A 19,003-nucleotide genomic window follows, 5' to 3' on the forward strand; every position below is an offset into this window, starting at 1 on the left:
TCGGTCGGGAAGAACGAGGATGGGCACATCATGAGCGACTGGGCATCGTATGGCCGGGTGGACGCGGACGGCACGGTCTGGGTGAAGTCGGCCGCGGGCGAGCGCGCCGTCGGATCATGGCAGGCCGGCACCCCTGAAGAGGGGCTGGCGCACTTCGTCCGCCGGTACGAGGATCTCGTCACCGAGGTCGACCTGATCGAGACCCGCCTCAAGTCCGGGGCCGCGGACGCCTCGCAGACCCTGACCACCGTCAAGCGGCTGCGTGCCGGCCTGGACGAGGCACACGTCGTCGGCGACATCGACGGCCTGGCCGCCCGGCTGGACCGCCTGACCACCCTGGCCGAGGAGAAGGCGGGCGAGGCCAAGGCCGCCCGCGACGCCGCCCGGGTCGAGGCCGTGGCCCGCAAGACCGCCCTGGTCGACGAGGCGGAGAAGCTCGCCGCCGAGTCCACCAGCTGGAAGGCGACCGGCGACCGGTTCAAGGAGATCCTCGACGAGTGGAAGACCATTCGCGGGGTCGACAAGAAGACCGACGGTGACCTGTGGAAGCGGTTCTCGGTCGCCCGCGACAGCTTCACCCGCCGTCGCGGCGGCCACTTCGCCACCCTCGACGCCGCCCGCAAGCAGGCCCAGACCGCCAAGGACGACCTCGTCGCCGAGGCCGAGACGCTGGCCGACTCGACCGACTGGGCGGCCACCGCGGCCCGGCTCAAGGAGCTCATGGCCGACTGGAAGGCCGCACCGCGTGCCTCCAAGGAGGCCGAGCAGAAGCTGTGGGACCGGTTCCGCGCCGCGCAGGACGCGTTCTTCACGCGCCGCAGCGAGGTCTTCTCGGCCCGCGACAACGAGCAGAAGGCCGCGCTGACCCGCCGCCAGGAGCTGCTGACCCAGGCCGAGGCCCTCGACGTGGACGCCGACCCGAAGGCCGCGCAGAACCTGCTGCGCGAGATCCAGGGCCAGTGGCACGACACCGGCCGCGTCCCCCGCGAGAACGTGGCGGGCCTGGACCGCCGCATGCGCGCGGTCGAGGACAAGGTCCGCGACGCGATGGACGCCGCCTGGCGGCGCACCGAGCCGTCGGCGAACCCGCTGCTCAAGCAGATGCGCGAGCAGGTCGCCGAGGCCGAGGCACGGCTGGAGCGGGCGCAGGCCGCCGGCGACGCCAAGCGCATCAAGGAGGCCGAGCAGGCCCTGGCCGGCAAGCGCAACTTCCTGGCCCTGGCGGAGAAGTCGAGCTGATCTACAGCTGAACCGAGGGGGCGGTCGCGCGAGCGGCCGCCCCCTTGCTGTGTACGCCATCGGCGGTGCACGATGTACCCGGAGCCAGGGCAGGCACGCATTTCCCGATCACGCACGTCCGTTGTGGATGGAGCAATCCGAAATGCGTTGGAAGACTCGTACGACCGCGTTCACTGCGGCCCTGGCCGCCGCGCTCGCCGCCGCGGCCACCGCCCTCGTGGCGATCACGTTCTCCGCCGGACCGGCCAGCGCCGACACCGGCACCGGCTACCTGCGCACCAGCGGCCGCAACATCGTCGACAGCACCGGCCGCACGGTGCGCCTGACCGGCATCAACTGGTTCGGCATGGAGACCGACAACAAGACCTTCCACGGCCTGTGGGCCAACGCCCCCGCCACCTGGAAGGGCCAGCTCGACCGGATGGCGTCGCTGGGCTTCAACACCCTGCGCGTGCCGTACTCCGGCGACGCGCTCAAGGCCGGGGCGGTCGCCACCGGCATCAACGACTTCACCAACCCCGACCTGGTCGGCAACTCGCCGCTGCAGATCCTCGACAAGGTGGTCGCCTACGCGGGCACCAAGGGCATGCGGGTCATCCTGGACCGGCACCGGCCGACCGCGGCCGGGCAGACCCCGCTCTGGTACACCGCGTCGGTCTCCGAGGCCAGCATGATCGCCGACTGGGTGATGCTGGCCCAGCGCTACGCCGGCAACCCGACGGTGATCGGGGCCGACCTGTTCAACGAGCCGCACGCCGAGGGCACCGAGCCCAACGCGACCGGCGCCTGCTGGGGCTGTGACGTGCAGGCCCGGGACTGGCGGCTGGCCGCGGAGCGCATCGGCAACGCGGTCCTGGCGGCCAACTCCAACTGGCTGATCTTCGTCGAGGGCGTGAGCTGCCTGTCCGGCGGCGTCGCCAACGAGTGGGACAACATCCCCGACGACCCGATGGCCTGCGACTGGTGGGGCGGCAACCTGTCCGCCGCGATCGACAAGCCGGTACGCCTGAACGTCGCCAACCGGCTCGTCTACTCCCCGCACGAGTACGGCATCTCGGTGTTCGACCGGCAGAAGTGGTTCAACGACCCCAACTTCCCGAACAACATGCCCGCGGTCTGGGACTTCTTCTGGGGCAAGCTCGCCAAGCAGAACGTCGCCCCGATCCTGGTCGGCGAGTTCGGGAGCACGCTGGCCAACCCGCTGGACACGCAGTGGCTGACCAAGCTGATGGGCTACATCGGCGAGAACGGGCTGTCGTTCACGTACTGGTCGTGGAACCCGAACTCCGGTGACACCGGCGGCATCGCGCTGGACGACTGGTACTCGATCAACCAGACGAAGTACAACATCCTCCAGCCGTACCTGAACCCGCCGTCGGGCAACCCGACCACGCCGGGCCCGTCGCCGTCGATCTCACCCTCCCGGCCGCCGTCGCCGTCAGCATCCCCCTCGCGACCCCCGTCGCCGTCGGCCTCCGCCTCGCGGCCGCCGTCGCCCTCCCCGTCGGTCTCGCCGTCCACGCCGCCGAGCCCCGGCACCGGGGCGTGCACGAAGGTCGTCGTGATCACGAACTCGTGGCAGGGCGGCTACCAGGCCGAGGTCCGGGTGACCAACACCGGGACCGGCGCCGTCAACCCGTGGACGGTGACCTGGACCGTGCCGAGCGGGGTCACCCTGACCAACGGCTGGAACGCGACGGTCACCCAGAGCGGCACCACGTTCACGGCCGCCGCGCCGAGCTGGAACACGTCGCTGGCCCCGGGCGCCACAGCGACGATCGGCTTCACCGCGACCGGCCCGTCCTCGCCCGCCCCGAGCAACGTCCGCCTCAACGGCGCGGCCTGCGCCTAACCGACACCTACCACCGGCCCCGCGCGTCCATCTGTTTAGGACAATGGGCGCGCGGGGCACATGGTCACCTGGCGCCCTGCATCGATCCCACCGGCGACAGCCGGGATGGGCGCCAGGTCTCGCCGGCCCGACTGCGACCGCCGCACCGGGCCGGCGAGGTCCTCCCACCAGGTGATTTCCTCCCCGCGCGTTAAGAAGGTGCCCTTCCTCCACCTATGGCGATGTGAACGTGCCCTTCCTTCAGGACAGGCCGGCCAGGCGGAGGAGGAGGGGTTTTACTTCGGTGGCGGTGAAGGCTTCACGTCGGGCGGTGGGGTCGGAGCAGATCAGGAGGGGGCCGTCGGCGGGGTCGGCGGGCAGGCGGCCGTGGGAGCCGCGGACGGCGCGGGCTCCGGCGTCGAGGCCGACCACGTTCATCAGGTAGCGCATGCCGGCCTTCTTGCGGAGCAGGGCGGCGGCGGCGCGGCGCTTGGCGGCGGCGGGGGCGGCGGGGTCGAAGAACAGCTCGGCGGGGTCGTAGCCGGGCTTGCGATGGATCTCGACCAGGCGGGCGAAGTCGGGGGCCTTGGCGTCGTCGAGCCAGTAGTAGTACGTGAACCAGGCGTCCGGTTCGGCGACCAGCACGAGTTCGCCGGAGCGCGGGTGGTCGAGCCCGTGGGCGGCCTTGCCCGCGTCGTCGAGCACCTGGGCCACCCCGGGCAGGTTCGCGCAGATCTTGGCGACGACGGCCCGGTCGGCCGGGTCGGCCACGTAGACGTGGGCGATCTGGTGGTCGGCGACGGCGAAGGCCCGCGAGGTCCACGGATCGAGGTATTCCATGCCGGCCTGGGTGTGCACGCGCAGCAGGCCCTCGGCGCGCAGCGCCCGGTTGACGTCCACGGGCCGGCGCACCGGCGTGATGGCGTACTCCGACAGTGCCACCACCGTCGCCCCGCGCGCGTCGGCAGCGTCGAGCAGCGGGCCGAGCACGTCGTCGAGTTCCCGCGCGGCGACGGCGGCCTCGGGGCCGTACGGGCCGAAGCGCTGCAGGTCGTAGTCGAGGTGCGGCAGGTAGACCAGGGTGAGGTCCGGGGAGTGCGCGGACATGATGTGCCTGGCGGCGGCCGCGATCCAGCGCGTCGAGGCGATGCCCGCCCCCGGCCCCCAGAACTGGAACAGCGGGAACGTGCCCAGCTCGGCGGTTAGCGCGTCGTGCAACTGCGGCGGGTCGGTGTAGCAGTCGGGCTCCTTGCGCCCGTCGGCGCGATACACCGGCCGCGGCGTGACGGTCCAGTCGACGTCCGCGCCCATGGCGTACCACCAGCAGACGTTGGCGACCGTGTAGCCGGGGCGGGCCTTGCGCGCGGCCTGCCACACCTTCTCGCCGCCGACCAGCGCGTGGTGCTGCCGCCACAGCAGCACCTCGCCGAGATCGCGGAAGTACCAGCCGTTGCCGACGATCCCGTGCTGGGCCGGCAGCACTCCGGTGAGCAGGGTCGACTGGGCTGAGCAGGTGACCGCGGGCAGCACCGTGCCCAGCGGGGCGGCGAAACCGGCGTCGGCGACGGCCCGCAGCCGGGGCATGTGCTCCAGCAGGCAGGGGGTCAGCCCGACGACGTCGAGCACGACCACCGGGGTCACGGTGTCCACGGGCGGACCTCCTGCAGTTCCATCGTGCTCAGCGGTGCGGCGGGACCGCTCGGTGTCATCCCGAGCGCGATCAGCTCGTCGCGGGCGAAGGCCAACTCCGCCGCGATGCCCGAGGCCAGCTGCGCGGGCGTGACCGGCCGCTGCGCCTGGGGCAGCACGTTCCAGGTGTACGTCTCCACGTCGACGTGGTCGCAGCCCGCGGTCGGCCCGCCGAACAGCTCCTTGAGCGCCACTCGCAGCTCGGGCAGGGTGCTGCCGAGTGGCGCGGCCGGTTCGGCGTGCAGCGGCACGTGGTAGTGCACCCGCCACGGCTGCGGGGTGCGGCGCGGGCGCGGCAGCAGCCGGTCCAGGGCCTCGCCGAGGTCGTCGGCGGCCTCGCCGCGCGAACCGCGGGTCTGGTGCAGGAAGCGGGGCTCGTCGTAGCCGCGCAGCACGGCCTGTGCGGCGACCGGGTCGTCGGCGGTCAGCGCCGCGGAGACCTGCACCTTCATCACCGGCAGCCCGGCCCGGGCGAGCCGGGCCAGCGCCGCGGCGGGCTCCTCCCAGGCACAGGCCAGGTGCGCGAGGTCGAGGCATACGCCCAGCCAGTCGCCGTCCATGCCGGACCACAGCCGGGCGGCCTGCTCGGTGGTCTCGACCACGCAGCCGGGTTCGGGCTCGAAACCGACCTGCACGGTGCGCCCGGTGCGACCGGCGATGGCCGCCAGGCCGTCGGCCAGCTCGTCCAGCACCCGACCGGCGGTCCCGGCGCGTTCGGTGTCCCAAGGCTCGCGCCAGGCGAGCGGAAGCGTGGAGATCGAGCCACGCACCGCGTCGTCGGGCAGCAGGTCGGCCAGCACCACGGCCAGGTCCAGGGTGTAGCGCAGCCGCTCCGGGGTGGTCCAGTCCGGGTGGTACACCGCGTGCTTGACGACCTCGGCCTGGAACGACTGGTACGGGAAGCCGTTGAGGGTGACCACCTCCAGCCCACGGAAGTCCAGCTCACGCCGCAGCCGGCGGCGCAGGTGCGGCTCGGCGGCCAGCGCGGACGCCGCGGGCGCGGCCAGCCACAGGCCCAGCCCCAGCACCTCGGCGTCCAGCTCGCGCCGGATGGCCGTGCCGTACGTGTCGAGCTGCGCCACGATGCCGTCGAGGTCCTCGGCCGGGTGCACGTTGGTGCAGTAGCTCAGGTGCACCGTCTGCCCGTCGGCATGCGCCAGCCGCATCAGGCGCCACCCCGCTTGATCGAATTCCCGGCGAAGTCGGCGGGCGAGTCGGCGTCCGACAGGTCCAGCCGCCCGGACTGGCCGTAGAACTCGACCGGGTTGCGCCACAGCACCCGGTCCACGTCGTCCGCGCCGAACCCGGCCGCGAGCATCGCCTCGCCGGTGCGCCGGGTCAGCAGCGGGTCGGAGCGGCCCCAGTCGGCCGCGGAGTTGACCAGCATGCGCTCGGTGCCGTGGCGGCGCAGCAGCTCGACCATGCGCGGCGGCGACATCTTGGTGTCCGGGTAGATCGAGAAGCCCAGCCAGCAGCCGGTGTCGCGGACCAGCTCCACGGTCACCTCGTTGAGGTGGTCGATCACCACCCGGCCCGGGTCGATCCCGGACTCCTTCACCACGTCCAGGCTGCGCTGCGTGCCGCGGACCTTGTCCCGGTGCGGCGTGTGCACGAGCGCCGGCAGGTCGAACTCGACCGCCAGTGCGAGCTGCGCCGCGAAGGCGATGTCCTCCAGCGGGGTCATCGAGTCGTACCCGATCTCGCCGACCGCGACCACCGCGTCCTTGTCCAGGTAACGCGGGACCAGTTCGAGCACCTCGCGGCAGCGCGGGTCGTTGGCCTCCTTCGGGTTCAGCGCGATGGTGGCGTGGTGGCGGATGCCGAACTGCCCGGCCCGGAACGGCTCCCAGCCGATCAGCGCGTCGAAGTAGTCGGCGAACGAACCGGGGCTGGTGCGCGGTTGGCCGAGCCAGAACGCCGGCTCGACCACGGCGCGCACCCCGGCGGCCGCCATCGCCTCGTAGTCGTCGGTGGTGCGTGAGGTCATGTGCACGTGCGGGTCGAAGATGCGCATCAGATCCCCTTCTCTGCTTTGAGGCGGGCCAGCAGCGCCGCCGCGTCGGCCGGCAGCTCGCGCCCGGCGGCGTGGCGCTCGTCGGCGACCCCGGCCAGCATCGCGGCGAGCTCGCTGTCGGCCCGGTGGTCGAGGTCGTCCACGCAGGACAGCGCGATGCCCATGAACACGCACTTGACCACCGCCTGCCGCCAGGCGGCCGCGTCCAGGTGCGCGGCGTACGGCCCCAGCGCCGCGGCGACGAGCCGGGTGTCGTTGGTGCGGATCGCGTCGTGCAGCAGCTCCACCGCGCTCGCGCCGACCGGCAGCAGCGGCAGCGCGCGCAGCACGGCCCGCTTCTCGGCCGCGTCGCCGTGCCGGTAGAGCGCGCGGGCCTGCACCGCCGCGCGTTCGGCGGGCAGCATGGCCAGCAGCACCGCACGGGCCGCCTCGTCTGCGGTCCAGCCGGGCAGGACCTCGGCGCGCCCGCAGCGGCGGGCCGCGGCCGGGAACAGTCGGCTGATCACGGACGGGTCGGCGGCCACCCGGCGCAGCGCCTCGTCCAGCCACCCGCCGTCGTCCACGCCGGCCAGCGCGGCACGCAGCACCTCGGGCGCGGGCACCGCCCCGGCCGGGCGGCGCTGCCCCGGGGCACGCATGCCCGGCGCGGCGGCGGACCGGTCGGTCGCGGTGCCGGACTGCCCCGCCGCGGCGCGCAGGAAGGTGAGCGAGCGGCGCGCCACGTCCGGCGCCGCGTGCGAGTGCCGGGGCAGCTCCACCCCGACCAGGCCGCGGTATCCGGCGTCGGCCAGCGCCCGCAGCACCGGCGGGAAGTCGATCTCGCCTTCGCCGAACTCCAGGTGCTCGTGCACCCCCCGGCGCATGTCCTCGATCTGCACGTTGACCAGCCACGGCGCGGCCGCCACGACGCAGTCGGCGACCGGCTCCGGCTCCAGGCAGCGGCAGTGCCCGAGGTCGAGGGTCAGCCCGAACGCGCGCGGCATGCCCAGCGCCCGGTGCAGCGTCCGCCAGCCGGACAGGTCCTGCACGAACATGCCCGGCTCCGGCTCGAAGCCGACCGGCACGCCCGCCTTGGACGCCGCCTCGGTCAGCCGGGCGCAGCCGTCGACCAGCCGGTCCCAGGCCAGCTGCGCGTCGACCGCCGGCGGGCGCACCCCCGACCAGCACGACACGGCCTCCGCGCCCAGGTCGGACGCGATCGACACGGCGCGCAGCAGGAAGTCCAGCCGCACCTCGCGCTCGTCGTGCAGCAGCGTGGGCGCGTGCTTGCGGCGCGGGTCGAGCAGGTAGCGCGCGCCCGTCTCGACCACCACGGACAGGCCCAGTTCCATCAGCCGGGTGGCCAGGCCGGAGACCCGGCGGGCCAGGCCCGGGGCGTACGGGTCGAGGTGGTGGTGGTCGAGGGTGAGCGCGACGCCGTCGTAGCCGAGGTCGGCGAGCACGGCCAGCGCGTCACTGAGGCGGTGGTTGGCGAAGCCGTTGGTGCCGTACCCGAAGCGCAGGTTCATGTGGCCGAGATCCTCCGGACCAGGCACCGGGCCAGCGGCGCGAGAGCGGCGAGGGCGAGCCCGGTGAGCCCGGCCCCGGTGCGGGCGGCCAGTGTGCCCTGCAACGTGGGCAGGCAGGTGATGCCCGAGCCGACGGCGGCGCGGACCCGGGCCGCGTCAGGCTGCGCGGCGGCACGGGCCTGCGTCCGGCCGTAGTGGGTGAGATACCAGCCCGCCAGCGCCACGGGCAGCACGGCCCGCCAGCCCTTGGCGCGGGTTGCCCCGGCCGCCGTCGCGGCGACGGCGACCGTGCCGGCCAGCGTGGCCACCGGAAGCTTCGCGTCCGCGCCGGACACCTCGCGTCGCGACAGCGCCGTGACGGTGTACGTGTGCGCGGCGACGGTCAGCGCCGCGGGCACCGCCTTCGCGGCCCGTCCGGTCGACGCGCCGAGCAGCACGTCCAGGCCCCGGCAGGCGGCCATCACGGCGGGACCGGCCGCGGTGTTCTTGGCCTTCACGTCGTACGCCCACACCGTGGCGGCCAGCGGCACCGCCGTGGCCAGGCCGCGGCGGCCGCCCGCCCACGCGGCCAGGCCCACCCCGGCGGCGGTGAGCCCGGCGGCCAGGCCGAGCGCGGTCCGGGGCGACACCCGCCCGCTGGGGATCGGCCGCTCCGGCCGCTCGACGGCGTCGAGCTCCCGGTCGGCCCAGTCGTTGGCCGCCATGCCCGCCCAGTACAGGCACACCGACGCCGCCGCGAGCCCCGGCGTGCGCCGGTTCAGCGTTCCCGCGGCGGCCGCCCCCGCGATCACGTCCCCGGGCACCGACAGCGCCGCAGGAGCACGCACCAGCTCCGCGAGGTCACCCAGCACAGCCGGCCACGGGCGGCGGCCATGTCCCGCGACCACGGGGAGCCGCCCGGTGTCCGCCTGGCGCGGGACAACCCGCCGGGCGGTGACGCGGCGGCCCTGGGCGGCGCGCAGGGCGCGGGCGGCGGGCAGCGCCGCGGCGCGCTGCGCCTCGGTCAGCGCGGTCACGCCATTCCCTCGACCATCCGGACCAGCGCGTCGAACTGGGCGGTCAGCCCGTGCTCGACGTCGCCGAGCGGGTCCTTGAAGAAGAACGCCAGCTCCGACAGCGGGCCGCTGCGCCCGGCGCGGTGCGCGGCGGCGGTGAGCCGGACGAGGTCCAGCACCAGCGGGGCGGCCAGCGCCGAGTCGCAGCCGTGCCAGCTGAACTCCATCCGCATCGCGGTGCCGAGGAACCCGCGGAAGGTGATCAGGTCCCAGGCGGTCTTGAACTCGCCCAGGTCCTCGACGTACTCGATGCGGGTCTCACCCTGCGGCGTGTAGCCCAGCGTCTCGGCCAGCACCCGCTGCTTGCTGGCCGCCTTGGCGGCGTTCGGCGCGGGCTGCGACAGGTTGGCCCCGTCACCGCCGCCGAGCAGGTTGGCGCCCGACCAGCTGCGCACGTCGAGCGCCCGCATCGCGAACATGGGCGCGAGCACCGACTTGACCAGGGTCTCCCCCGTCTTGCCGTCGTGCCCGGCGTACGGCACGCCGCGCTCGTACGCCAGCTGCGACAGCGCCGGCAGCCGGGCTCCGGTGGACGGGGTGAAGTCGACGAACGAGCACCCGGCGGTGAACGCCGCGTACGCGTACAGCGAGCTGGGCGGCAGCACCGGCACCGGCCCCCGCAGGGCCTCCCGCAGCACGTCGAGGGCGGCATGCGCCTCGTGCGGCTCGGCGGCGGGCTCCGTGGACGACACGTTGACGACCACCACCCGGCCGAGTTCGTGGCGCCGGCGGAAGTCGTCGACGTCGGCGGCGATGAGCGCGGCGGTCTCCGCCTGGGTCGCCCCACGTGGCGCGGGGCGCACCTCGGCGTCGAGCTCGGCGAGTTCCGACTGCAGGGCGGTCACCAGGCGGCCGGGCAGCACGCCCGCGGCCGCGAGTGCGTCCGCCTTCTTGAGGATCGGGGTGGCGATCACGTCGTGCCCGCCGAACACCAGGTCGGCCAGGCTCGGCAGCTGCGGGCCGCGCAGTTGCGGCAGTTCCGTGACACAGCCGGTGGGCTCGGCGAGCCCCGCGCGCAGCGCGACGGCTCCGACCATGCTCGTGACGGCGACCGACCCCCGCCCGCCGACCAGCCAAACACCTGTTCGCATGCGGTCTCCCGGGGAGATGGAGGAGAAACCAAGACAGATTACTTGATTTCGCCGAGACTACCCGGATTCGGACTTACGGGCGTTTCGCGAAACATCGTCGCAGCTCACCCCCGCGTGTCTCACGAAAGAAGGGCACCTTCCCATCGCAAAGCGATGTACAAGGTGCCCTTCTTAACGTGCGTCTGCGCTCCGGCGCTCCGGTTGTGGGCGGAGATCGCCGTTTCGTGTCAAGATCTGCAGTCGGACCACGGGCCGGCCGCGCGGACCGAGCTAGCCGTGTTCGCACGGAGAGCCGGCCGCAGCGACGGAGGCGGCGGGCGGTTTCAGCTTGCGGCGCAGGCGGAGGCGGCCGGGGTGGGCTGGGTGGGGGGCTTGCCGATGGTGGGCAGGCCGAGCATGACGCCGGCGGTGCGGGCCACGCGGCCCGCCTCATAGGCGTCGCCGGCGCGGGTGCGCCGGTGCGAGACCAGGGGGCCGTCACAGTTCAGGTGGTGCGGGGCGGCGTAGTCGACCGTGGTGTGCACGATGTCGCCGGGCCGCACCAGCGGAACCTGCTCCGGGGCCACCGCGAAGTGCACCAGCCGGCCGTCGCGGGCGCGGCCCGACATACGCCCGGTGGCCTGGTCCTTACGGCCCTCGCCGACCGCGACCAGCACCTCGACCTCGCGCCCGACCAGCTTCTTGTTCTCCGCCCAGGTGATCTCCTCCAGGGTGGCCACGAGCCGTTCGTAGCGCTCCTGCACCACCGCCTTGGGCACCTGGTTGTCCATGGTCGCCGCGGGCGTGCCGGGCCGGATCGAGTACTGGAACGTGAACGCGCTGGAGAACCGCGACTCCCGCACGACCCGCAGGGTCTCCTGGAAGTCCTCCTCGGTCTCCCCTGGGAAGCCCACGATGATGTCGGTGGTGATCGCCGCGTCCGGCATCGCCGCACGCACCTTCTCGATGATCGACAGGTACCGGTCGGACCGGTACGAGCGCTTCATCGCCTTGAGCACCGCGTCGGACCCCGACTGCAGCGGCATGTGCAGCGAGTGGCAGACGTTGTCCGTCTCGGCCATCGCCTCGATCACGTCGTCGGTGAACGCGGCCGGGTGCGGGCTGGTGAAACGCACCCGCTCCAGGCCCTTGTCCCGTAGCTGCCCGGTGGCCCGCAGCAGCTTGCCGAAGGCGAGCCGGTCGCCGAACTCGACGCCGTACGTGTTCACGTTCTGGCCGAGCAGGGTCACCTCGAGCACGCCCTCGGCGACCAGCGCCTCGACCTCGGCGAGCACGTCGCCGGGGCGGCGGTCCTTCTCCTTCCCGCGCAGGCTGGGCACGATACAGAAGGTGCAGGTGTTGTTGCAGCCGACCGAGATCGACACCCAGCCGGAGTACGTCGACTCGCGCCGGGTCGGCAGCGTCGACGGGAACACCTCCAGCGACTCCAGCAGCTCGACCTGTGCCTGCTCGTTGTGGCGGGCCCGCTCCAGCAGCACCGGCAGCGAGCCGATGTTGTGGGTGCCGAACACGACGTCGACCCAGGGCGCCTTCTTGACGATCTCGCCCTGGTCCTTCTGCGCGAGGCAGCCGCCGACGGCGATCTGCATGCCCGGGTGCTTGTCCTTGACCGGGCGCAGGTGGCCGAGGTTGCCGTAGAGGCGGTTGTCGGCGTTCTCGCGCACCGCACAGGTGTTGAACACGACGACGTCCGGCGTGCGGCCGGGTTCGGCGGCCGGGTCCAGCCGCACGTATCCGGCACCGTCGAGCAGGCCCGAGATGCGCTCGGAGTCGTGCACGTTCATCTGGCACCCGTACGTACGCACCTCGTAGGTGCGGGCGGGCGCGCTCTGGGTTTCAGGCTGACTGGTCATCTCAATCGACCAGGGTATCCGGTCGCGGGCACGGGCAGGGAATCCGGGGAAGTTACCCGGCTGTGACCATCCAGCGCCGTTGCCGTCACCCCGGCGGCCCTAAGGTCGGTGGGACGACGATGTACGCACCCCGAAAGGACGGTGGCATGTCCCACGAACCGCTCATTGTGCTGGACGCGGTGAACAAGTGGTTCGGAGACCTGCACGTGCTCCGCGATGTGAGCCTCACGGTGGACCGCGGTGAGGTGGTCGTGGTGATCGGCCCGTCCGGCTCGGGCAAGTCGACGCTGTGCCGTGCCGTCAACCGGCTGGAGACGATCAACTCGGGCTCCATCCGCTTCGACGGCAAGGAACTGCCGGCCGAGGGCCGCGCGCTGGCGAAGCTGCGCAGCGAGGTCGGCATGGTCTTCCAGTCGTTCAACCTCTTCGCCCACATGAGCATCCTCGACAACGTCATGCTCGGGCCGCTGAAGGTGCGCGGCGAGAGCAAGGCGGTCGCCCGCGAGCGCGCCCTGGCGCTGCTCGACCGGGTCGGCATCGCCAGCCAGGCCGACAAGCTGCCGGTGCAGCTGTCCGGCGGTCAGCAGCAGCGGGCCGCGATCGCCCGCGCGCTGGCCATGCAGCCCAAGGCGATGCTGTTCGACGAGCCCACCAGCGCGCTGGACCCGGAGATGGTCGGCGAGGTGCTGGAGGTCATGACCTCGCTGGCCAAGGAGGGCATGACCATGATCGTGGTGACCCACGAGATGGGCTTCGCCCGGGCCGCCGCCGACCGGGTCGCCTTCATGGCGGACGGGCAGCTGGTCGAGCAGGCGCCGCCCGCCGAGTTCTTCGGCAACCCGAAGAGCGAGCGGGCGCGCGACTTCCTGTCCAAGGTCCTGCAGCACTGAACAGACTCCGCCGCCTCACCAGGCGGCGGCATGGAACGCCTGACGTCGCGCACGCGGCGCGCGGGCTCATAGGGAGGGACACCAATGCGCATCAAGCGTCTTGCCGCCATCGCGGCCGTCGCCGTGCTCGCGCTCGGGGCCGCCGCCTGCGGCAGCGACAGCGACACGCCGAGCACCCCGTCCGGCGAGAGCCCGCTGGTCGCGAAGGCGAAGGCCGGCCAGCTCAAGTTCGGCGTCAAGGCCGACCAGCCGGGCCTCGGCCTGCAGGCCGGCAGCGCGTACGAGGGCTTCGACATCGAGATCGCGAAGATCATCGCGAAGGGCCTGGGTGGCGACGCCGCCAAGAACACCTACGTGACCACCGTGTCGGCCAACCGTGAGCCCTTCATCCAGACGGGCCAGGTGGACATCGTCGTGGCGACGTACACCATCAACGACGACCGCAAGAAGAAGGTCAACTTCGCCGGTCCGTACTTCACCGCCGGCCAGGACCTGCTGGTCCCGACGGCCTCCACGATCACCGGCCCCGAGGGCCTGGACGGCAAGAAGGTCTGCTCGGTGACGGGCTCGACGCCGGCCAAGCGGATCAAGGAGAAGTACCCGAAGGTGCAGCTGCAGGAGTTCGACGCCTACTCCAAGTGCATCGAGGCGCTGAACACCGGCACCGTCGACGCGGTGACCACCGACGACATCATCCTCGCGGGCTACGCGGCGCAGTCGCAGTACGCGGGCAAGTTCAAGCTGGTCGGCAAGCCGTTCTCCAGCGAGCCCTACGGCATCGGCCTCAAGCTCGAGGACAAGGCCGGCTGCACCAAGATCAACGACATCCTGAAGGCGTCGGTCACCGACGGCTCGTACAAGGCGGCCTGGGACGCCACGCTCGGCAAGAGCGGCACCCCGGCGCCGACCCTGGACGTCTCCAAGCTGACCAACTGCCCCGCGTGATTTTTCCCGGGTGGGACGGGCACACGCCCGTCCCACCCGTTTCATAAGTCCGATCTTTCTGGAGGAGCGGGATGGACGTCTTCCTCGATCCGGCGAACCGGCAGGCGTACCTCGACGGCTTCCTGATGGTCCTGAAGCTGACCGGCGCGTCGGCGCTGCTGGCGCTCGTGCTCGGCATGCTGCTGGCGGCCTGCCGGGTGTCGCCGGTGCCGGTGCTGCGCGCGCTGGGCGCGGGCTGGGTGCACCTGTTCCGCAACACCCCGCTGACGCTGATCATCCTGTTCTGCTTCTTCGGCCTCTACAGCGCGGTCGGCGTGGAGTTCTCCGAGGACCTCCACGTCAACAACTACTGGCTGGCGGTGACCGGCCTGTCGGCGTACACGGCCGCGTTCGTCTGCGAGGCGATCCGCTCCGGCATCAACACCGTGCCCGTCGGCCAGGCCGAGGCCGCCCGCGCGCTCGGCCTGTCGTTCAGCCAGAACCTGCGCCTGATCATCCTGCCGCAGGCCATGCGCTCGGTGGTCGCGCCGCTGGGCAGCGTTCTGATCGCGCTCACCAAGAACGTCACCATCGCCGGGGTCATCGGCGTCGCCGAGGCGTCCAGCGCGATGAAGGGGCTCATCGAGAGCAACGGCGACCAGACCATCGCGATCTTCGCGGTGTTCGCGCTGACCTTCGTAGCCCTGCTGGTGCCGGTCGGCTACGGCTTCAGCGCCCTGGCCAACCGCCTGGTGGTGCGCCGATGAGCCGCACCCCGTCCCGCCACGACGTTTCCCAGGAGGCGTGATGAGCGCGAGCGTGCTCTACGACCACCCCGGCCCGCGCGCCCGGACGCGCAACCGCGTGCTCAGCGTGGTGTTCGGCCTGCTGCTGCTCGCCGGGCTGTACGGCATCTACCGCGCGTTCGACAGCACCGAGCAGTGGACCTGGCAGAAGTGGCAGCCGTTCTTCGAGACGGTCACCGTCAACGGCCAGACCGCCAACTTCTGGACCGACTACGCCCTGCCCGGCCTGCTCGCCACGCTGCAGGCCGCGGCCATCGCGATGCTGCTGGCCCTCGCTTTCGGCCTGGTGTTCAGCGTCGCGCGGCTGTCGGAGCACCGCTGGATCCGGGTGCCTGCGGGCGTGGTGGTGGAGTTCTTCCGCGCCGTGCCCGTGCTGCTGATGATCTTCTTCTTGTCGTACGGCGGCTTCTGGGTCTTCGGCACGCTGATCCCGCCGTTCTGGTCGGTCGTCATCGGCCTGACCCTCTACAACGGGTCGGTGCTGGCCGAGGCATTCCGGGCCGGCATCCGGGCCGTGCCCAAGGGGCAGTCGGAGGCGGCGTACAGCCTCGGCCTGACCAAGGGCCAGGTCATGCGCATGATCCTGATCCCACAGGCGGCCCGCAGCATGCTGCCGGTGATCGTCAGCCAGCTCGTCGTCGTGCTCAAGGACACCGCGCTCGGCTTCATCATCTCCTACCCCGAGCTGATGCTCGAGGGCAGCAGCAAGAGCTCCGCGGTATTCGCCAACCCGGTGCCGACGTTCATGGTGCTGGCGCTGATCTACATCGTGATCAACGCGACGCTGACCCTCATCGCCCACCTGCTGGAGCGCCGCGCCAACCGCCTCGGCGTCACGAACACCGCGACCAAGGCCACCGCCGCCACGACGGCTGCCAGCGGCCTGGGCGGCGGAGCCCTCGGAGCCTGACCGGCCCCTCCCCAACGCGAAGATCGCTGTCTCGCGTCGAAACCTGAGGTCTGACCTGAGGTTCTGACGCGAGACAGCGATCTTCGCGTTGAGCAACCCGGAGCCGCCGGGTGGCCCGGCGGCGGGGGCGGTCAGCGGGCGATCTCGGTGGTACGCGACTCGCGGACCACGGTGATGCGGATCTGGCCGGGGTAGGTCAGTTCTTCCTCGATCTGCTTGGCCACGTCGCGGGCCAGCACGGCCGCGCCGATCTCGTCGACCTCCTCGGGGCGGACCATGACCCGGATCTCCCGGCCGGCCTGCATCGCGAACACCTTGTCCACGCCGCTCTTGGCCCCGGCGATCTCCTCGATGCGCTCCAGCCGCTTGACGTACGCCTCCAGCGACTCGCGCCGCGCCCCCGGCCGCCCGCCCGAGCAGGCATCCGACGCCTGGGTGAGCACGGCCTCGACGGTCTGCGGCTGCACCTCGTTGTGGTGCGCCTCGATCGCGTGCACCACCTCGTCGCTCTCCCCGAAGCGCCGGGCCACGTCCGCGCCGATCAGCGCGTGCGAGCCCTCCACCTCGTGGGTGAGCGCCTTGCCGATGTCGTGCAGGAACGCCGACCGCTTGATCAGCTCGGGGTCCAGCTTCAGCTCCGAGGCCATGATCCCGGCGATGTGCGCCGTCTCGACCAGGTGCTTGAGCACGTTCTGCCCGTACGACGTCCGGTAGCGCAGCCGCCCCAGCAGGGTCACCAGCTCCGGGTGGATGTCGGTGATGCCGACCTCGACCAGTGCGTCCTCCGCAGCGCGCTGGCACATCCGCTCGACCTCGAACCGGGCGACGTCGTACACCTCCTCGATGCGGTGCGGATGGATCCGCCCGTCGAGGACCAACTTCTCCAGGGTGAGCCGGCCGACCTCCCGGCGCACCGGGTCGAAGCAGGACAGCAGCACCGCCTCGGGGGTGTCGTCGATGATCAGGTTGACCCCGGTGACGGTCTCGAAGGCCCGGATGTTGCGGCCCTCCCGGCCGATGATCCGGCCCTTCATCTCGTCGCTGGGCAGGTGCAGCACGCTGACCACGCTCTCGGCGGTCTGCTCGCTGGCCACCCGCTGGATCGCGTCGACCACGATGTGGCGGGCCCGGGACTCGCCGGTGGACCTGGCGTCGGCCTCGATGTCGCGCACCAGCAGCGCGGCCTCGCGCTTGGCCTGGTTCTCGATCGTCTCCACCAGCTCGCTCTTGGCCGCGTCGGCGGTCAGCCCGGCGACCCGCTCCAGCTCCTTGCGCCGCTGCTCCTGCGCCTGGGCCAGCTCCTGCTCCTTGCCCTGCAGGCCCAGCTCCCACTTGGCCAGCTCAGTCTCGGCGGCGGCGATGCGGCGGTCGCGCTCGGCGAGGCGCTCGGCCTCCTCCACGTTCTGGCGCTCCCGCTCGGCCAGCCGCTCGGCCTCGGCCGCGTGCAACCGCTCCCGCTCGTCGAGGCGCTGCAGCCGCCGCTCGGCCTCGGCGGCCTGGTCCTTGGCGGTGGAGGTGAGCATCGCGATCTCGCGCTCGCCGGTGCGCCGCGCGGTCGACCGGACCTGCTCGGCGTCCTCCTCGGCCTGGCGGTGCGCCCGCTGCAGCACGGTGTCGGCCTCGGCGTGGGCCGCGTCCAGCACCCGCTGCGCCTCGGCGCGCGACGTGGTCACCTCGGCCTTCGCGGCGGCGTTCTCGGCACGTACGGCGGTGGCCTCGGCGCGGGCGGCGGCCACGGACCGGCGCTCGGTCTCCAGTGCGGTCTGCGCGTCGGAGACGGAGTTCTGCAGCTCGACCAGGGTCTGCCGCTGGCGCTCGCGCTCGGCCACGGCCTCCGGGTCGTCCACGACCACGCTCAGCGGCTGACCGGTCGGGGCGGTGGGGGCAGCCAGCCGGCGCACCAGGCGCACGCCGACCGCCAGCATCCCCGCCACCATCAGCGCGAGGAGGACGATCGCCGCCAGCAGCAGCCCTTCCATCGTGGTCATGCCACTCGCCCGTCGTACTCGGTCATGGCCCGCCTCCTGACGTTCCGGTCCGCCGACACGGTGGTGACGGCGCGGAGGCAACCCGACCAGATGTGCGGACCCGCCACGCGACGCGCACGGCACGGCCCGGCGACACCCGCCGGTTCGGCGGGCGCGACCGACGCGCCATAGCCCTCGAACCGCTACAACGGCCCTGAGCTGCGACTACATGTATGCAGCCGCAGGGGTACGGCGGCTGCGCGTGTCCTCACCAGGCAAAACTGTTGTCGTACTGTTACGCGTTCTATGTTGTGTGGTTTAACACGAACTGGTTGGTGATACCTCTCCTGCGAGGCTAGGTTGCCGATGGCGGTCCGGTCAAGAACTCATGATCGGACACCAAGACGGACGCATCGCCCATTGTGTCCGGTTGTCAGGCAGGTGGTCGATGCCGAACCGTGACCTGACCGGCGAACCGACGCCCCGTCCGGCGTGTCGCGAACCTGACCGAAGGCCGAGAAAATCACTGCTCCGGCGTGTCGAACAGATCGGGGTCGAGCAGGTCCGCCAGCTCCGCGTCCTCGGCACTGCGCGCGGCCAGGGCGTCCTTCACGGCACGCACCGCTACCCCGCCCGGGTAGCCCTTGCGCGCCAGCGCGCCCACCACGCGGCGGAACACCGCGTCCGGCTCGCCCCGCGTCGTGCGCAGCTTGCGCACCGCCAGCTCGTACGCCGTCTGCGCCTGGGTCTCGTCGTCCAGCTCCGCCAGCGCCTCGGTGACGACTTCGGAGTCGACCCCGCGCCGCCGCAGCTCCTGGCCCAGCGCGCGGGAGGCCAGTCCCTTGCCGTGGTGGCGGCTGGACACCCAGGCCCGCGCGAACGCCGCATCGTCGATCATGCCGACCTCGTCGTAGCGGTCGAGCACCGCCTCGGCGACCTCGTCGGCCACGTCCTTGGCCCGCATCGCGGCGGCCAGCTCCGCCCGGGTGCGCGGACGCACCGCGAGCTGGCGCAGGCAGATCTCCCGCGCCAGCTCATGTGGATCACGTTGTGCCTGCCGGCGCGCCGCCCGCTCCGCCCGGGGCGAGGCGTCCTCGGCCGGGCCGTCAGCCTCGGGCGCGGCCGAGCCGTCGTCGCCGGGGCGCGCTGGCCGGGCCGGGGCGGACGGCTTCGCGTCCCATCCCCGGCCGGTGCGCGCACCGCGACGGCGTCCCACCATGACGATC

At 72.3% G+C, this 19,003-nt stretch carries 15 protein-coding genes; 6 read left to right on the plus strand and 9 right to left on the minus strand.

Translation table 11 applies throughout. From position 1 onward, the window contains the following. Nucleotides 1-30: 30 nt before the first annotated feature. A complete protein-coding gene (locus F9C41_RS15200; RefSeq protein WP_155387407.1) occupies nucleotides 31-1,239 on the plus strand; it encodes a DUF349 domain-containing protein in 1,209 nt (402 codons plus the stop codon). Nucleotides 1,240-1,381: 142 nt separating this feature from the next. Then, nucleotides 1,382-3,091 carry a cellulase family glycosylhydrolase gene (locus F9C41_RS15205; protein ID WP_155387408.1) on the plus strand — a complete coding sequence of 570 codons (1,710 nt, stop codon included), beginning with the start codon at nucleotides 1,382-1,384 and terminating at the stop codon, nucleotides 3,089-3,091. 240 nt (nucleotides 3,092-3,331) lie between these two features. Here the strand turns inward: F9C41_RS15205 and F9C41_RS15210 are convergent, their stop codons facing one another. The 7 genes from F9C41_RS15210 to miaB all read right to left on the minus strand — a co-directional run bounded on the left by F9C41_RS15210 (nucleotide 3,332) and on the right by miaB (nucleotide 12,280). Further along, a complete protein-coding gene (locus tag F9C41_RS15210; protein WP_155387535.1) occupies nucleotides 3,332-4,711 on the minus strand; it encodes an alkaline phosphatase family protein in 1,380 nt (459 codons plus the stop codon). Beyond that, complete coding sequence (gene eboE / locus F9C41_RS15215; RefSeq protein ID WP_155387409.1) at nucleotides 4,708-5,925, minus strand: metabolite traffic protein EboE; 1,218 nt, start codon at nucleotides 5,923-5,925, stop codon at nucleotides 4,708-4,710. The genes F9C41_RS15210 and eboE overlap by 4 nt, the downstream gene beginning before the upstream one ends. Beyond that, nucleotides 5,925-6,773: a TatD family hydrolase gene (locus F9C41_RS15220; RefSeq protein ID WP_155387410.1), complete on the minus strand. Its 849-nt coding sequence runs from the start codon at nucleotides 6,771-6,773 to the stop codon at nucleotides 5,925-5,927. Before F9C41_RS15220 ends, eboE begins: the two co-directional genes overlap by 1 nt. After that, entirely contained in the window at nucleotides 6,773-8,281 is a 1,509-nt protein-coding gene (locus F9C41_RS42015) for an EboA domain-containing protein (RefSeq protein WP_155387411.1), read from the minus strand. Before F9C41_RS42015 ends, F9C41_RS15220 begins: the two co-directional genes overlap by 1 nt. Next, nucleotides 8,278-9,132 (minus strand): SCO3242 family prenyltransferase, encoded by an 855-nt coding sequence (locus F9C41_RS15230; RefSeq protein WP_155387536.1) that lies wholly within the window; start codon nucleotides 9,130-9,132, stop codon nucleotides 8,278-8,280. The genes F9C41_RS42015 and F9C41_RS15230 overlap by 4 nt, the downstream gene beginning before the upstream one ends. Nucleotides 9,133-9,293: 161 nt before the next feature. Then, complete coding sequence (locus F9C41_RS15235) at nucleotides 9,294-10,427, minus strand: inositol-3-phosphate synthase (RefSeq protein WP_155387412.1); 1,134 nt, start codon at nucleotides 10,425-10,427, stop codon at nucleotides 9,294-9,296. 323 nt (nucleotides 10,428-10,750) lie between these two features. Beyond that, nucleotides 10,751-12,280, minus strand: a complete 1,530-nt coding sequence (miaB, locus tag F9C41_RS15240; protein WP_155387413.1) for a tRNA (N6-isopentenyl adenosine(37)-C2)-methylthiotransferase MiaB — start codon at nucleotides 12,278-12,280, stop codon at nucleotides 10,751-10,753. Nucleotides 12,281-12,426: 146 nt separating this feature from the next. Between miaB and F9C41_RS15245 the strand changes: the two genes are divergently transcribed. The 4 genes from F9C41_RS15245 to F9C41_RS15260 all read left to right on the plus strand — a co-directional run bounded on the left by F9C41_RS15245 (nucleotide 12,427) and on the right by F9C41_RS15260 (nucleotide 15,810). Further along, nucleotides 12,427-13,170: an amino acid ABC transporter ATP-binding protein gene (locus F9C41_RS15245; RefSeq protein WP_155387414.1), complete on the plus strand. Its 744-nt coding sequence runs from the start codon at nucleotides 12,427-12,429 to the stop codon at nucleotides 13,168-13,170. Between the two features lie 84 nt (nucleotides 13,171-13,254). Beyond that, complete coding sequence (locus F9C41_RS15250) at nucleotides 13,255-14,115, plus strand: glutamate ABC transporter substrate-binding protein (RefSeq protein ID WP_155387415.1); 861 nt, start codon at nucleotides 13,255-13,257, stop codon at nucleotides 14,113-14,115. A 71-nt stretch (nucleotides 14,116-14,186) separates the two neighbouring features. Continuing rightward, nucleotides 14,187-14,861, plus strand: coding sequence for an amino acid ABC transporter permease (locus tag F9C41_RS15255; RefSeq protein ID WP_155387416.1), 675 nt, complete (start codon nucleotides 14,187-14,189; stop codon nucleotides 14,859-14,861). 37 nt (nucleotides 14,862-14,898) lie between these two features. Beyond that, nucleotides 14,899-15,810, plus strand: coding sequence for an amino acid ABC transporter permease (locus tag F9C41_RS15260; protein ID WP_155387417.1), 912 nt, complete (start codon nucleotides 14,899-14,901; stop codon nucleotides 15,808-15,810). A 131-nt stretch (nucleotides 15,811-15,941) separates the two neighbouring features. On the opposite strand, the gene rny is transcribed toward F9C41_RS15260, so the two are convergent. Together rny and F9C41_RS15270 are read right to left on the minus strand one after the other, a co-directional pair. After that, nucleotides 15,942-17,798 carry a ribonuclease Y gene (gene rny, locus F9C41_RS15265; protein ID WP_155387418.1) on the minus strand — a complete coding sequence of 619 codons (1,857 nt, stop codon included), beginning with the start codon at nucleotides 17,796-17,798 and terminating at the stop codon, nucleotides 15,942-15,944. Between the two features lie 502 nt (nucleotides 17,799-18,300). Beyond that, nucleotides 18,301-18,996 carry a regulatory protein RecX gene (locus tag F9C41_RS15270; protein WP_155387419.1) on the minus strand — a complete coding sequence of 232 codons (696 nt, stop codon included), beginning with the start codon at nucleotides 18,994-18,996 and terminating at the stop codon, nucleotides 18,301-18,303. Between the last annotated feature and the right edge of the window lie 7 nt (nucleotides 18,997-19,003).

This window comes from Catellatospora paridis (genome assembly GCF_009720365.1).
In the GTDB taxonomy this organism is placed as follows: Bacteria; Actinomycetota; Actinomycetes; order Mycobacteriales; family Micromonosporaceae; genus Catellatospora; species Catellatospora paridis.

Bases quoted from the DNA above. Each gene is read 5' to 3' on its own strand.
- F9C41_RS15250 (WP_155387415.1), top strand. From the start codon at position 13,255: ATGCGCATCAAGCGTCTTGCCGCCATCGCGGCCGTCGCCGTGCTCGCG.
- F9C41_RS15235 (WP_155387412.1), bottom strand. From the start codon at position 10,427: ATGCGAACAGGTGTTTGGCTGGTCGGCGGGCGGGGGTCGGTCGCCGTC.
- eboE (WP_155387409.1), bottom strand. From the start codon at position 5,925: ATGCGGCTGGCGCATGCCGACGGGCAGACGGTGCACCTGAGCTACTGC.
- rny (WP_155387418.1), bottom strand. From the start codon at position 17,798: ATGACCACGATGGAAGGGCTGCTGCTGGCGGCGATCGTCCTCCTCGCG.
- F9C41_RS15245 (WP_155387414.1), top strand. From the start codon at position 12,427: ATGTCCCACGAACCGCTCATTGTGCTGGACGCGGTGAACAAGTGGTTC.
- miaB (WP_155387413.1), bottom strand. From the start codon at position 12,280: ATGACCAGTCAGCCTGAAACCCAGAGCGCGCCCGCCCGCACCTACGAG.
- F9C41_RS15220 (WP_155387410.1), bottom strand. From the start codon at position 6,773: ATGCGCATCTTCGACCCGCACGTGCACATGACCTCACGCACCACCGAC.
- F9C41_RS15255 (WP_155387416.1), top strand. From the start codon at position 14,187: ATGGACGTCTTCCTCGATCCGGCGAACCGGCAGGCGTACCTCGACGGC.
- F9C41_RS42015 (WP_155387411.1), bottom strand. From the start codon at position 8,281: ATGAACCTGCGCTTCGGGTACGGCACCAACGGCTTCGCCAACCACCGC.
- F9C41_RS15200 (WP_155387407.1), top strand. From the start codon at position 31: ATGAGCGACTGGGCATCGTATGGCCGGGTGGACGCGGACGGCACGGTC.
- F9C41_RS15205 (WP_155387408.1), top strand. From the start codon at position 1,382: ATGCGTTGGAAGACTCGTACGACCGCGTTCACTGCGGCCCTGGCCGCC.
- F9C41_RS15270 (WP_155387419.1), bottom strand. From the start codon at position 18,996: ATGGTGGGACGCCGTCGCGGTGCGCGCACCGGCCGGGGATGGGACGCG.